This is a genomic window from Curtobacterium sp. Leaf154, assembly GCF_001424595.1.
Classification (GTDB): Bacteria; Actinomycetota; Actinomycetes; order Actinomycetales; family Microbacteriaceae; genus Curtobacterium; species Curtobacterium poinsettiae.
Genome location: NZ_LMOS01000001.1, coordinates 850,825 through 864,902 on the forward strand (window position 1 = coordinate 850,825; position 14,078 = coordinate 864,902).

Genomic DNA, 14,078 nt, shown 5'->3' on the forward strand with positions numbered 1-14,078 from the left:
GGACGCAGCGCCGCACGTGCCTCCCGGCCGACGGCGCGACCGCACGAGAACCGCACCCGACAGGAGCACCGATGAGCACGAACGACGCCGCCGCCTGGCAGTTCGAGACCACCCAGGTCCACGCCGGAGCGCAGCCGGACCCGACCACGGGGGCCCGAGCGACGCCGATCTACAAGACGACCTCGTACGTCTTCGCGAACTCGGACGAAGCGCGCGACGTGTTCGCGCTCGCCAAGCCGGGCAACATCTACTCCCGGATCACGAACCCGACGAACGACGTCGTCGAGCAGCGGATCGCGGCGCTCGAAGGCGGTTCGGGTGCCCTGCTCGTCGCGTCCGGCCAGGCTGCCGAGACCTACGCGGTCCTGAACATCGCCGGGGCGGGCGACCACATCGTGTCGTCGTCGTCGATCTACGGGGGCACGTACAACCTGTTCAAGTACACGCTGGCGAAGCTCGGCATCGAGACGACGTTCGTCGAGGACCAGGACGACCTCGAGGAGTGGCGCCGCGCCGTCCGCCCGAACACGAAGCTGTTCTTCGCCGAGACCATCGGCAACCCGAAGATCAACGTCCTCGACATCACCGGGGTCAGCGACGTCGCGCACGAGTCCGGTGTCCCGCTGATCGTCGACAACACGATCGCGACGCCGTACCTGATCCGTCCGTTCGAGCACGGTGCCGACATCGTCGTGCACTCGGCCACGAAGTTCCTCGGCGGACACGGCACCGTCATCGGCGGGCTCATCGTCGACGGCGGGACGTTCGCGTGGTCACAGCACGCCGACCGGTTCCCGGAGTTCAGCACCCCGGACCCGTCGTACCACGGTGCGGTCTTCACCGAGGCCGTCGGCGACGCACTCGCCTACATCGTCAAGGCCCGGGTGCAGCTGCTCCGTGACCTCGGCGCCTCGAACTCGGCGGACACGGCGTTCGCGCTGCTGCAGGGCATCGAGACCCTGTCGCTCCGCATCGAGCGGCACGTGTCCAACGCCCAGGAGATCGCCGAGTGGCTCGACCAGCACCCCGACGTCGCCACCGTCGCCTACGCGGGCCTGCCGACGTCGCCCTGGTACGCGGCCGCGAACCGGTACGCGCCGAAGGGCGTCGGTGCCGTGCTGTCGTTCGAGCTCAAGGGCGGGGTGCCCGCGGGCAAGGCGTTCGTCGACAACCTGCAGCTGTTCTCGCACCTGGCGAACATCGGTGACGTCCGTTCCCTCGTCATCCACCCGGCGTCGACCACGCACTCGCAGCTCACGCCCGAGCAGCAGCTCACCACCGGGGTCACGCCCGGCCTGGTGCGCCTGTCGGTCGGCATCGAGAACATCGCCGACCTGAAGGCAGACCTCGAGGCCGGGCTCGCCGCGGCCCGGGCGGTCGCGCAGGAGAGCCAGCGCGCGTAGGGCTCGCCGCGCCGCCGGCACCACTCGCTCGATGCGTGTGGATGTTGCGACGTCCCACGTGTCGATCGACGCGTGGGACGTCGTTCGTTGCACACGCATCCGGTACGTGTGCATGATGCGACGATCCACGAGTCGAACAACGCGCACGATGTCGGAACATGCGCACACACGGCCGCGGCACCCGGGCCCGGGGCCCGGCGACGCGCCGACGTGACGTAACACGGCGGCGGCGACCCGCGCCTCCCGGCAGACTGGACGCACCATGGACTGGCAGACGACCCCCGAGGACTCCGTGCCGTCCACCCTGGTGCCCGGCACCGAACTCGGCACCCTGGGCAAGCCGCCCGTGACCGGCGCCTGGCGCCCCGGTGACCACCCGGGCGCACGGCACTTCGCGTCGCTCGGCGAGCAGTGGGTGCGCGGCGGCCGCCTGCCGTCCGTGCGCGTGGCGTACGAGACGTGGGGCACGCTCAACGCGGCTCGCGACAACGCCGTGCTCGTCCTGCACGCGCTCACCGGGGACTCGCACGTCACGGGGCCCGCCGGCCCCGGACACCGCACCGCCGGCTGGTGGGGCGACGTCGTCGGACCCGGCCGGGCGATCGACACCGACCGGTGGTTCGTGATCGCGCCGAACATGCTCGGCGGCTGTCAGGGCACCACCGGACCGTCGTCGGTGTCGCCGACGGGCGCGGAGTGGGGTTCGCGGTTCCCGTTCCTGACGGTGCGGGACCAGGTCGAGGTGCAGGCGCAGCTCGCCGACCGGCTCGGCATCGACACCTTCGCGGCCGTCGTCGGCGGATCGATGGGCGGCATGCACGCCCTCGAGTTCGCGGTCTCGCACCCGGCGCGGGTCGGGCGGCTGGCGGTCCTGGCATCGACGGCGCAGACCACCGCCGACCAGATCGCGGCGAACTCGCTGCAGCGGGCGGCGATCCAGATGGACCCGGCGTTCGCGGGCGGCGACTACTACGAGGCCGACACCGGCGAGGGGCCGCACCGCGGACTGTCGTTGGCACGGCGGATGGCGCTCATGACCTACCGGGCCTCGGACGAGCTGAACAGCCGCTTTGCGCGGTCCTGGCAGAGCGACGTCTCACCGCTCGGCGACGACGGACGCTTCTCGGTGGAGAGCTACCTCGACTTCCACGGCAACAAGTTCACCCGGCGGTTCGACGCCTCGAGCTACGTGACGCTGACGTACGCGATGGACTCGCACGACGTCGGTGCCGGGCGCGGCGGGGTGGCGGCGGCGCTGGCGCTCGTGACCGCGCGGACCCTGGTCGTGGGCATCTCGAGTGACCGGCTGTTCCCCGTCGAGGACCAGCACCGGATCGCCGCAGGCGTGCCGGACGCGCTCGACGGTGACACCGCGGCGGTGATCGAGAGCGAGTTCGGACACGACGGGTTCCTCATCGAACACGAGCAGGTCGGGGCGCACCTGCGGCGGCTGCTCGAGTCCTGAACCGGTGCCGCAGAGCGCGGGCGGCGCGCCGAAGACCCCCCAACGGGTGGCGCGCGTGGAATGATGGCGTGGAGCTCGGCACTGACCGACGCTCGGTTTCCCGCTCCACCCAGATCGTCACCAACCAGGACATCGATGGACTTCATCGCACAGGAACGCGACCGCTTGCTGCGGTCGGCGACCCGTGTCGTGGGCATCGTCTGCGCGCTCGTCAGCGTCGTGGGCATCGTCTCCGCTGCAGCCGTGCCCGTGCCGGTCCTCGTCGGCGCACTCCTGTGCATCGCCGCGATGATCACCGCGCTGGTGTGCTTCGGCCGCGGCGGCGAAGTGTGGTGGACCGCCGCCGTCGTCGTCGCCGGGCTCGCCACCATGGTGCTGCTCTTCACCGGCGTCGACGACACGGCCCGGCCGCTCATCGCCAGCGCCGTGATGCCCCTGGCCGCCGGCGGGCTCTCGGCACCGCTGATGGCGCAGCGTCGGCACCCGGTCGGGCTCGGCATCACCATCGCCGGAGGCGGCGTGGTCGTCGTGCTCATGGTCTGGGGTTCGGGTTCGATCCTGTCGACCCCGGTCAGCGGCGCACTGCTCGGGTGGATCCTGATGGCCGTCGTGGCGATCTGGATCTCGCGCAGCATCCCCCGCGTGGCCCGCCGGATCTACAGCATCGGCACCGCCCACCGCGCCGAACGGCAGGCCAGCGAGACCGAGGCGCAGCGACGCCAGGGTGCCCGCCTGCTGCACGACACCGTGCTCGCGACCCTGACGCTGCTCGCCCACTCCGGCGTCGGCGTCTCCGAGCAGGCGATGCGCGAGCAGGCCGCCGAGGACGCCCGGCTGCTGCGGCACCTGCGCCTCGGCGCGACCCCGCAGCCCTCGCAGTCCGGCGACTACTCGCTCACCCGCGAAGAGGAATCACCGCTCGGGCAGACCCTCGAATCGGTCAAGCAGCGCTTCGGCCGGATGGGCCTCGAGGTCAGCTGGCACGGCACCGGGCAGGTCCTGCTGCCGTCGAACGTGCTCGACGCGTTCCTGCTCGCACTCGGCGAGTGCCTGGAGAACGTCCGTCGGCACGCCGGCGTCGGCGAGGCACACGTCACGATCGTCCACGACAACGAGGTCGTCCGAGCCATGGTCACCGACTCCGGTGTCGGCTTCGACCTGACCACCGTCAGCGCCGAACGCCTCGGGTTCAAGGAGAGCGTCGTGAACCGTCTGCGCGAAGTCGGCGGCGACGCGAAGCTCTTCTCCGCGCCGGGCTCCGGCACCACCGTCGTCCTGGAGGCACCGCGATGAGCCGGATCCCCGAGGACACCATCGGCCGCAGCCTGCCCGGCGAGACCGCTCCGCCGGCCCCCCGCACCCGTCGCGAGGCGCGCGAGCGCTACCGCACGAGCGAGCGCCGCCAGGCCCGAGGACTCCCCTCGACGTCCACCGGCGCCCGGTCCCTGCGCCAGGCCGCCAAACCAGGCGCGTCACTCGGTGCCGGGTACCTGGGCCTCGGCGCCGCGATCCTCACCGCGATCGAAGCCGTCGCCGGCATCGCGTTCTTCCTGGTGCGCTGGAACGAGTACTCCGACCCGTTGCTGCCCACGGTCGCCTGGGTGCTCTACATCGTCGCGGCCGTCGGGGTCGGGCTCAGCGTCCTGACCTACGGCGAACGGCTGACGGGGCCGGCGTTCGCGCTGATCTGCGTCGTGCTGGCCTGCGTGGTCACGCTCGACTTCATCGGCATCTGGCCCGAGCACGACATCGCCCACACCGCGAGCGCCTCGATGGCAGCCGGGTTCGCGCTGCTGCCGATCGCCACGCTCCGACCCGCCCGCGAGGTCGCCGCCGCCATCGGCGTGCTCGGCATCGCGTTCGTGGTGATGGCCGTCGTGTCGACGCCGATCACGCACGACACCCTGCCCGGCATCGTGTCCCTGCTCTCGCTCGTCGTCGTGCCGCCGTCGCTCGCCCTGTACGTCGTGCAGCGGTTCCGCCAACTCGTGCAGCGTGAGCTCGACCGGGTGCTCGTGCAGAGCAACGTGCAGGCGCCGCAGTTCGCCGTCGGCATGCTCGCCTCGGACGAGCTCGCCCGGCTCGACCTCGCCGCCGAGAAGCTGCTCGACGCCGTCGCGAACGGCACCGACCCGCTGCCGTTGTCCGACGCCTCGAGCTCCGTCGCCGCGTCCCTCGCCACCGAGCTCCGTCTGCACCTGATCGAGGGCCGCCGTGAGACCTGGCTCTACCACGCGATCACCGAGTCCGACCACCTCGGTCGTTCGGTGAGCGTCGCGGACCCGACCGCCCTGGCCGGACACCTCTCCCCCACGCAGCGCGACGGCCTGCTGCAGGCGATCTGGCAGATGGTCGGCGACGGCCGTACCGCGCAGCCCGGCATGCCCGTCGTCTCGGTCACGCTCGGCCCGATCGGCTCCGACGGCCACCCGGTCAGCGACGACACCATGGACGTGCCCGTCGTCATCGAGTCCCGCGGGGTGCCCCGGCGCAGCCTCGGCCCGACGGCCTGGAGCGCCCTGCAGCGCATCGGCCAGTACACCGAGACCGTTCGCGACGGCACGCTGCACATCGTCGCGCACTGCGTCGTGAACCGACATCCGTCGATGTAGCTGGCGGACACCAGCACGCCTCACCCGCTTCCGGCCGGGATCCTCCTAGGATCGGCCGAGCAATCCGCACCGAGAAAGGACGCCAGCATGGCGACTCCAGAGGAACCGATCCGACTCGCACTGGTCGACGACCACAGGATGCTCCTTGGCGCGCTCACGGAGTGGATCCGGAACGCGGCCGACGACATCACCCTGGTCGCCGCCGTCACGACCTGGCCGGAGCTCCTGACGAGCCCCGCGTTCCCGGTCGACGTGGTGCTGCTGGACCTGGACCTCAAGGACTCCATCCCGGTGTCGCTGAAGATCTCGACGCTCAAGACCGCCGGCGTCAAGACCGTCGTGATGAGCACCTACTCGGAGCCGAACGTCGTGCGCGAAGCCCTGGGCGCCGGTGCCCTCGGCTACCTGGTCAAGAGCGAGGACGCCGACATGATCGTCGAGGCGATCCGCTCCGCCCAGCGCGGCGAGCAGTACGTCTCGGCCGAGCTCGACCTCGCCATCAACAGCGGCGACGTCGGCGGCGTCCCGAAGCTCAGCGCGCAGGAGCGTCGCGTGATGGCACTGTACGGCGGCGGCGAGCCCGTCAAGAGCGTCGCCTACCAGCTCGGCATCTCCGAGGAGACCGCGAAGAGCTACCTCAAGCGCATCCGCGAGAAGTACCGCGTCGCCGGTTTCGACGTCGGCACGAAGGTGGCGCTCCGGAAGCGTGCCATCACCGACGGCATCATCGTGCAGGACGGCAGCCCCCTGGGGCTCTGACGCGCGTCGCGTCGCGCATCGAGTGAGCAGAAGACGTCGGGTCCCGTCACGGAACCCGACGTCTTCTGCTCACTCGGGGCGGTCTTCCGCGCCACGTGACGGACGGGAGGCCCGTGGCGGCGCCGCCACGGGCCTCCCGTCCGGTGGGTGCGTGCGCGCACCCCGCGTGTCAGGCCGTCGGGACCGGTGCGGTGATCGGACCGGTGGACGGCGACGAGGAACGGACAGCGCGTCGGGTGCTCCGCCGTTCGACGGCGTAGCTCGCCATCGTGACGAGCACACCGAGCAGCGCCAGGCCGATGCCGAGCCAGCCCGGGGCGAGGAACCCGAAGCCGGCCGCGATGACGGCGCCGCCCAGGGCCGCACCGATCGAGTTGCCGATGTTGAACGCCGAGTGGTTCAGCGCCGCCGCGATCGTGCGCGCATCGCCCGCGACGTCCATCAGGCGCGACTGCACCGCCGGCGGGATGGCCGACGAGGTCGCCCCGAGCAGGAACGCACCGAGCAACATGCCCCAGAGCCACTGCGCCGTGAGGACCGTGATGAGCAGGGCGCCGATGAGCGAGAACATGCCGACGTAGATGGTGCGCTTCACGCTGTGGTCGGCCAGGTGTCCGCCGAGGACCCCGCCGACGACCATGCCGATGCCCACGACGACGAGCACGATCGGCACGAACGACTCCGACATCCCGGTGACGTTCTGCACGAGCGGCGAGATGTACGAGTAGACGGCGAAGAAGCCACCGAACCCGACGGCGCCGAGGCCCATCACGATCCACACCTGCGGCACGCGGAACGCCCGCAGCTCACGGCCGATCGTGGCGTGCTCGTCGCGGGCGCTCTTCGGCACGAAGGCCGCGACGGCCAGGAACGTCAGGGCGAACAGTGCGGCGACGACGCCGTACGCGACCCGCCAGCCGGCCATCTGGCCGACCCAGGTGATCGCGGGGACACCGACGACGTTCGCGACCGACAGACCGAGCAGCACCATGGCGATGCCCTTGCCGCGCTTGCCCGGACCCATCATGTCGCCGGCGACGATCGAGGCGATGCCGAAGTAGGCGCCGTGCGGCAGCCCGGCCACGAAGCGGGCGACGAGCACCAGGCCGAACGAGGGCAGCAGGGCGCTCGCGATCGTCGCCACGACGAAGCCGACGAGCAGCACGAGGATCAGGCCCTTGCGGGGGAACCGGGCGGACATCGCCGCGATGGTCGGCGCACCGACCACCACCCCGAGGGCGTACGCGCTGACGAGCCAGCCGGCGTGGGCGATCCCGGCGTCGGGGTCGATGCCGTACTGCTCGGGGAGCAGGGCCTGCGCGATGTTCGGCAGCAGACCCATCGCGACGAACTCGGTCGAGCCGATGGCGAAGCCACCGAGGGCGAGCGAGATGAGCGCGAGGGTGCGACGCGCAGGCGTGAGCTGTGACATGGGGCCTGTTCTGTGCGGGAGGGAGATAGAACTGTCCGCAGTGCGGGACCGCGGCGATCGGGAACGCGGCGACGGCTGCAGCCGGTTCGGCAGACCGGTCCGCGCAGTGCGTGCGTGCGACGGTCGATCACGCCGTCACGACCGGGGGTGCCGGTCCGGGTTCAGCGACGAACGGGACGGTCCGGGCGGCGTCGTGGCTGACTGCCGCGACGACCCGGTCTCAGCAGTGTAGACCGCTCCAAAGGGCGAACGGAAGCGCACGCAACTACAGTGGCCGGAACGGGCCGCGCTCCCGGCCGGGCGCTCCTGGCGAGCACCGAGGCGCTGCGGTCGAACGATGCGCACGACACGGACGGGGGCGGTGGACCGGTGGCACGGAGGAACAGGGCGGGCTTCTCTGGCGTCCTGGCGGTGAGTTCCCTGCTGCTCGCAGCCTGCTCCGGGGTGCCCGCCACGCCGAGCCCCGGAGACGTCCAGCAGGGATTCGTCGGAACGTGGGCACAGGACGACCGGGGGCACTCGGTGCTGGTGCTGGCCGAGGACGGCACATTCCGGGCGCAGGACTTCCCCGCTGCCCTGGTCTGCGACGGCTCGGGGAACGGCGGGTACCAGCTCGACGCCTGCAGGTCCCGCCCGAGCACCGTGTCGGCCGACGGCACATGGACCGTGGCCGAAGGGCAGTTCGGCGTGGTCCGGCTCCACAGTGGCGAGAAGTCGTTCGCCACCGCGTACCAGCATCACACGAGCTTCTTCGGCCATGACTTCGTGCTCGGGTTCTACACGGGGTCACTCGAACGGCCGGAGCCGGACTACGTGTTCGAGCGGGTGCAGCAGCGCGCGGAAGGCGTGCACGGGGCGCTCGAGCGCTGATGGCACCGCCCCGACCCGTGACGGTCAGGCTGCGCGGCGACCCTGCCCGGCGACACCGCTCGACGCACCCTGCAGCTCGGGCAGCTCGTCACGGTGCACCCATTCGGTGCCGCACTCCGCGCAGCTCGCCCAGGCGTTCTCGCCCTGTTCGTCCGTGTCGATGACGACCGTTCGCAGGTCGCAGTCGGGGCACCAGCCGTCGTGCATCATCACGCGCTCCTCATCGTCGTCTCGGAGGCCACCGGAAGTGGCTCGATCCCGACCATCAGACACCCGGCCACCGACATCCGAGGGACCGGTCCGGCGTGTCGGGCGACGGCGCCGCGGGCTACTCGCCGAGCGCGGCCTCGAGCCGTTCGAGCTTGCCGTCGATCTCGCCGGTGTGCCCGGGGCGGATGTCGGCCTTGAGCACGAGCGACACCCGCGTGCCGTACGCACCGACGGCCTCGGTGGCGCGCTTGACGACGTCCATGACCTCGTCCCACTCCCCCTCGATCTCGGTGAACATCGACGAGGTGCGGTTCGGCAGCCCGCTCTCGCGCACCACGCGGACAGCGGCCGCGACGGCATCGTGCACGGACCCGTCGGACGTTGCAGCGGGACCACCGGACGGAGCGACGGAGAAGGCGACGATCATGCGTCCATCCTGCCCGGCTCGGGCTGGTCGTGCACGGACGGCGACGAGCGCGCCGGCACCCGTCCGGAGCCCGCAGCCCGCCCCATCCGCACCAGCACGACCACGCTCCACACCAGGATCGCGACCTCGAGTACGTTCCGCACCGTAAGCACCACGAGGATCCACGGCTGCACGCCGAGCAACTGGTCGTAGTAGCCCGGGTAGATCACCTGCGTGAGCAGCGCCATCGGCAGGGCGGTCACCGCGATCGGCACGAACCGGCGCGCACTGGGGGTGCCTGCGGCGAGCCCCCACACCATCGGCACCGCGAACCAGCCGATGTACTGCGGCGACCCCACCTTGTTCGTCGCGATGAGCGCGGCCACGAACAGGAGCGCGAGCACCGGCGCGAGCTCGGCCCGACGGGCACCGCGGCGGGCGGCCCAGAGCGCGAGCACGACCCCGGCCACCACGACGACGGCCATCAACGGCGTCGACACCGCGGCGGCGGCGGACGTGCCGGCACCGGACACCTCGAAGGTCAGGATCTCCTGGTTGTAGAACACCGCTGCCCCCGGAACGCCGGAGGCTGCGGCCCACATGAACGGCGTCGCGAGCGGCGACTCGATCTGCAGCGCGCGACCGGTCTGCTCGCCGATGAACGACAGCAGGAACGGCGCACCACCCCACAGCACGTCGACGAGCACGATCAGCGCGCTCAGCACCAGCGCACCGGCGAGCACGCCACGGCGATGTCCACGACGCACGAGCAGCAGCACCGCGACGAGTGCCGCCGGCCACACCTTCGTCCACGCACCGGCGGTGAACAGCGCGGAAGCGACGGCCGGCCTCGAGGCAACGAACGCCACCCCCACCAGCGCGAACGCCGTCGCGACGGTGTCGATCCGGCCCAGTGCGATCGGCCCGAGCACGAGCAGGAACAGCAGCCACCACCAGGCGACCCGCACGCCGTGCACGCCGAAGCGGTCCGACGACCCCACGCGCGCCCGGAACCGCCACAGGAACGCGCACGCCGCGGCGTCGAGCAGCACCATCAGCAGCAGCCAGCCGGTGCCGATCGACTCGACGCCCCCGAGCGCCGCTGCGGCCATCGGCACGATCGCCAGGATCGGGTACACCCACGCGCCGTCGATGCCCACCCAGAAGTCCGCGCTCCGCCCGGTCTCGATCCAGCGGCTGTAGGTGATGGTCACGTCACCGAGCGGCAGGTTCGCCGACACGAGGGTCAGCCACCACAGGAAGCCGTGCACGGCGAAGAACGCCAGGACGAAGCCGGCGAGTTCGAGCCACCGGGTCGAGGTCCTCTGCACCGGACGAGCGTAGCGGCACGGCCGGAGACGATCCCCGCCACGGACTCAGGGTCTCCCGAGCATGACGTGTCACCGTTCAGCTCGTGACCTCCGACACCCCGCGCAAGCGCCGCAAGGCCGTCATCTGGATCTCCGTCATCGCCGCCGTCGTCGTCCTCGGCGTCGTCGGCGCGGTGGTCTTCACGAACGTCTACACGAGCAACGAGAACGCGAAGGCCTCGGCCGCGCCGTCCGTCGCGGCGACGCGCCAGGCCTCCACCCTCGACGACACCGACCTGTCCGGCGAGTGGACGGTCGGCGGCGACTCCGAGGCCGGGTACCGCGTCCACGAGGTCCTGAACGGCTCGGACGTCACCGTCACCGGCCGCACCGACAGCGTCTCGGGCACCGCGACCGTCGACGGCACGAGCATCACCGCCGCGGAGATCACGGTGCAGGTCGGCGACATCACCACCGACTCGGGCCAGCGCGACTCGTACTTCCGCGACTCCGCCATGGACACAGCGGCCTTCCCCGAGGCCACGTTCGAGCTCACCGCACCGATCGCCGACGCGGTGCCGAGCGGCTCCGACACGACGACCGTGACGGCCCCCGGCACGCTCACGCTGCACGGCGTCACGAAGCAGGTCACTGCGAAGCTGCAGGTCGGCCTGAACGGCGACGGCGTCGACATCTCCGGCTCGGTCCCGATCACCTTCTCGGACTACGGCGTGCAGGCGCCGAGCCTGGGGTTCGTCAAGGTCGACGACGCCGGTTCCGTCGAGTTCCTGGTGCACGCCACCCCCGCGACCTGACGTCCGCGACGCGCGTCACGCCCGTGACATGACCGCCGAACCCACTGCGTTCGCATCCTTCGACAGAACACGCGTCGATCACCTCGTGGATCGTCGGAAGGTGCACGCGCACCGACCGCTACCCGCGCGCATCCCCGTCCACGACGAGGTCCCGGACGACCCCGGGCAGCTCGGCGATGAGCGTCGTCATCGGGAACGGCCCGCCGCCGGACGCCCGTCGCGCCGCGAGCCCGTGCACCACCGCGGCCGACGCAGCCAGGTGCGCGAGGTCCGACGGCGTGAGCGACGAACCGGCAGCCTCGACGGCGCCCTGCCGCGCGGCGACGAGTGCCCCGAGGACCCCGCCGAGCACGTCCCCGGCGCCGGCGGCGGCGAGCCACGGCGTCGCCGAGGACGCCACGAGCCGCACCGACCCGTCCGGGGTGACCACGTGGGTCCGCTCCCCCTTGAGCAGCACGACGCTGCCGGACTGCTCGGCCGCACGGAGCGCCGCGGCGGCCGGGTCCTGCTCGATGTCGGCGCGATCCGCACCCAGGAACGAAGCGAGCTCACCGGCGTGCGGGGTGAGCACTGCGAGTGGCCCGAGGTCGACGAGCGGGATCGCCCCGGCGTCGACGACGACCGGGACGCCGTCGTCAGAGGCGTGCGAGAAGCCCGACGCAGTCGCCTCGTCCAGGTCGCCGAGCGACGGCGCCGAGATGCCGGAGCCGACGAGCCAGGCCTGCACGCGGCCGACGCCGGACACGACCTCGGGGCGGCGGGTGAGCACGTGGTCGGTGGCGCGCGACGGTCCGACGTACCGGACCATGCCAACGCCGGTGTGCACGGCGGCGTCGACCCCGAGCACCGCGGCGCCGGGGTACTGGTCGGACCCGGTCGCGATGCCGAGCACCCCGCGCCGGTACTTGGTGGACCCCCCCGTCGGCGCGGTGACCCACGCGGCGGCATCGGACGGTCGGACGGGCACGAAGTCGTTCACCGGCCCCACGTTACGGTGGAGGCCATGAGCCTGTTCCTGCCTGGTCGCGTGGTGGTCTTCGACTACGGCGAGGTGATCAGCCGGACGCCGCACGCCTCGCGGGACGCCCTGGTGGCCGCCACCGGTGTCCCGGCGGAGGAACTGTTCCCGGTGTACCAGGAGCTCCGGCACGACCTGGACCGCGGCGACCTGTCCGTCGTGGCGTACTGGCGTGCCATCGCGGAACGGACCGGACGGAACTGGAGCATCTCCGAGATCCACCGGTTCTGGGCGATCGACTTCACCGGGTGGTTCGAGGTCGAGCCGGAGACCCTCGACATCGTCGAGGAGCTGCACGACGCCGGCACCCGCGTGGCGCTGCTCTCCAACGCGGGCTTCGACTTCGGCGACCCGTACCGACGATCCCCGATGGGCTCGCTGTTCGAGACCGTCGTGGTGAGCGCCGAGGAGCACGTCCTGAAGCCCGCGGCATCCATCTACCGCGACACCTGTGCGCGCTTGGGAATCGACCCGGGTCAGATGGTGTTCGTGGACAACAGGGCCGAGAACGCCACCGGTGCGGAAGCGATCGGGGCGGTCGGCCACCACTACACGTCGCCGGCGTCGCTGCGGTCGTTCCTGACGGAACTGGCCGAGGCACCGGCACCCGTCCTCTGAGGAGCCCGCGTGACGCACGCCCTGTTCGACCCGATCACCGTCCGTGACCTGACCGTCCGCAACCGCATCTGGGTCTCCCCGATGTGCCAGTACTCGGTGGACCAGCAGGACGGCGTGCCGACCCCGTGGCACCTCGTGCACCTGGGCGGGTTCGCGAAGGGCGGTGCCGGCGCGGTCGTGGTCGAGGCGACGGGCGTCGTGCCCGAGGGACGGATCACCCCGCAGGACCTGGGGCTGTGGAACGACCAGCAGCGCGACGCCTACAAGCCGATCGTCGACTTCCTGCACGAGCAGGGCGCCGCAGCGGGCATCCAGCTGGCGCACGCCGGCCGCAAGGCCTCGACGTACCGCCCCTGGGACGCCACGCGCGGCACCGTCCCCGCCGACCAGGGCGGCTGGACCACCGTCGCCCCGTCGGCCGTGGCGTTCGACGGCTACGACGCGCCCCGCGAGCTCGCGGTCGAGGACATCCGCGTCGTCGCACTCGCCTTCGCCCAGTCCGCCCGCCGCGCGGTGGAGGCCGGGTTCGACCTGGTCGAGATCCACGCCGCCCACGGGTACCTGCTGCACCAGTTCCTGTCGCCGCTGAGCAACCAGCGCACCGACCAGTACGGCGGCTCGCTCGAGAACCGTGCCCGCGCGCTGCTCGAGGTCGTCGACGCCGTGCGTGCCGAGGTCGGCGAGGGCTTCCCGATCGTCGTCCGCTTCTCGGCCACCGACTGGGTCGACGGCGGGCTCACGCTCGACGAGACCACGGTCGTCGCCCGCTGGGCCGCCGAGCACGGTGCCGACCTGGCCGACGTGTCGACCGGCGGCAACGTCGCGAGCGCGCCGATCCCGGTCGGCCCCGGCTACCAGGTACCGCACGCCGCAGCGATCAAGCGCGACGCCGGCATCCCGACCATCGCGGTGGGGATGATCTCCGAGGCGTTCCAGGCCGAACAGATCGTCGCGACCGGCCTGGCCGACGTGGTGATGATCGGGCGCGAGATGCTCCGCGACCCGTCGTTCGCGCTCCGCGCCGCGCTGGAACTCCGCGTGGCGGTCGACTACGAGCCGCAGCAGTACCACCGCGCGCGGATCACGGCGTAGACGGCGGACCGGATCTGTACGGTTCCACGGCTCCGAGCCCGCGCAGGCGGTACGATTGGCAGCACTGT

Annotated in this window: 14 protein-coding genes; 9 read left to right on the forward strand and 5 right to left on the reverse strand. The window is 71.6% G+C overall.

Features of this window, described 5'->3' with window-relative positions; genetic code table 11:
• The first annotated feature begins 71 nt into the window (after positions 1-71).
• The 5 genes from ASF75_RS03950 to ASF75_RS03970 all read left to right on the forward strand — a co-directional run bounded on the left by ASF75_RS03950 (position 72) and on the right by ASF75_RS03970 (position 6,239).
• Entirely contained in the window at positions 72-1,403 is a 1,332-nt protein-coding gene (locus ASF75_RS03950) for a bifunctional o-acetylhomoserine/o-acetylserine sulfhydrylase (RefSeq protein ID WP_017888178.1), read from the forward strand.
• Positions 1,404-1,665: 262 nt separating this feature from the next.
• Positions 1,666-2,868 (forward strand): homoserine O-acetyltransferase MetX, encoded by a 1,203-nt coding sequence (gene metX, locus ASF75_RS03955; RefSeq protein ID WP_017888179.1) that lies wholly within the window; start codon positions 1,666-1,668, stop codon positions 2,866-2,868.
• A 135-nt stretch (positions 2,869-3,003) separates the two neighbouring features.
• Positions 3,004-4,161 carry a sensor histidine kinase gene (locus tag ASF75_RS03960; protein ID WP_056068884.1) on the forward strand — a complete coding sequence of 386 codons (1,158 nt, stop codon included), beginning with the start codon at positions 3,004-3,006 and terminating at the stop codon, positions 4,159-4,161.
• Positions 4,158-5,480 (forward strand): hypothetical protein, encoded by a 1,323-nt coding sequence (locus ASF75_RS03965; RefSeq protein WP_017888181.1) that lies wholly within the window; start codon positions 4,158-4,160, stop codon positions 5,478-5,480. Before ASF75_RS03960 ends, ASF75_RS03965 begins: the two co-directional genes overlap by 4 nt.
• A gap of 87 nt (positions 5,481-5,567) precedes the next feature.
• A complete protein-coding gene (locus ASF75_RS03970) occupies positions 5,568-6,239 on the forward strand; it encodes a response regulator transcription factor (protein ID WP_017888182.1) in 672 nt (223 codons plus the stop codon).
• 169 nt (positions 6,240-6,408) lie between these two features.
• Here the strand turns inward: ASF75_RS03970 and ASF75_RS03975 are convergent, their stop codons facing one another.
• Positions 6,409-7,671: an MFS transporter gene (locus tag ASF75_RS03975; RefSeq protein WP_017888183.1), complete on the reverse strand. Its 1,263-nt coding sequence runs from the start codon at positions 7,669-7,671 to the stop codon at positions 6,409-6,411.
• A 411-nt stretch (positions 7,672-8,082) separates the two neighbouring features.
• Between ASF75_RS03975 and ASF75_RS03980 the strand changes: the two genes are divergently transcribed.
• The gene (locus ASF75_RS03980) at positions 8,083-8,541 is read left to right on the forward strand and encodes a hypothetical protein (RefSeq protein WP_156463762.1); all 459 of its coding nucleotides are present in this window, start codon (positions 8,083-8,085) and stop codon (positions 8,539-8,541) included.
• Positions 8,542-8,565: 24 nt separating this feature from the next.
• On the opposite strand, the gene ASF75_RS03985 is transcribed toward ASF75_RS03980, so the two are convergent.
• The 3 genes from ASF75_RS03985 to ASF75_RS03995 form a co-directional block, all read right to left on the reverse strand.
• Positions 8,566-8,751 (reverse strand): hypothetical protein, encoded by a 186-nt coding sequence (locus tag ASF75_RS03985; RefSeq protein WP_056068888.1) that lies wholly within the window; start codon positions 8,749-8,751, stop codon positions 8,566-8,568.
• A gap of 118 nt (positions 8,752-8,869) precedes the next feature.
• Complete coding sequence (locus ASF75_RS03990) at positions 8,870-9,178, reverse strand: MTH1187 family thiamine-binding protein (RefSeq protein WP_017888186.1); 309 nt, start codon at positions 9,176-9,178, stop codon at positions 8,870-8,872.
• Positions 9,175-10,488 (reverse strand): glycosyltransferase 87 family protein, encoded by a 1,314-nt coding sequence (locus ASF75_RS03995; protein ID WP_056068890.1) that lies wholly within the window; start codon positions 10,486-10,488, stop codon positions 9,175-9,177. Before ASF75_RS03995 ends, ASF75_RS03990 begins: the two co-directional genes overlap by 4 nt.
• An 83-nt stretch (positions 10,489-10,571) precedes the next feature.
• Between ASF75_RS03995 and ASF75_RS04000 the strand changes: the two genes are divergently transcribed.
• Positions 10,572-11,282 (forward strand): YceI family protein, encoded by a 711-nt coding sequence (locus tag ASF75_RS04000; RefSeq protein ID WP_056068892.1) that lies wholly within the window; start codon positions 10,572-10,574, stop codon positions 11,280-11,282.
• 118 nt (positions 11,283-11,400) lie between these two features.
• Here the strand turns inward: ASF75_RS04000 and ASF75_RS04005 are convergent, their stop codons facing one another.
• Positions 11,401-12,261, reverse strand: coding sequence for an NAD(P)H-hydrate dehydratase (locus ASF75_RS04005; RefSeq protein WP_056068894.1), 861 nt, complete (start codon positions 12,259-12,261; stop codon positions 11,401-11,403).
• 24 nt (positions 12,262-12,285) lie between these two features.
• Here ASF75_RS04005 and ASF75_RS04010 point away from each other — a divergent pair, with 24 nt between their 5' ends.
• Together ASF75_RS04010 and ASF75_RS04015 are read left to right on the forward strand one after the other, a co-directional pair.
• Positions 12,286-12,918, forward strand: a complete 633-nt coding sequence (locus ASF75_RS04010; RefSeq protein ID WP_056068896.1) for an HAD family hydrolase — start codon at positions 12,286-12,288, stop codon at positions 12,916-12,918.
• A 9-nt stretch (positions 12,919-12,927) separates the two neighbouring features.
• The gene (locus tag ASF75_RS04015) at positions 12,928-14,010 is read left to right on the forward strand and encodes an NADH:flavin oxidoreductase/NADH oxidase (RefSeq protein WP_056068899.1); all 1,083 of its coding nucleotides are present in this window, start codon (positions 12,928-12,930) and stop codon (positions 14,008-14,010) included.
• The last annotated feature ends 68 nt before the right edge of the window (positions 14,011-14,078 follow it).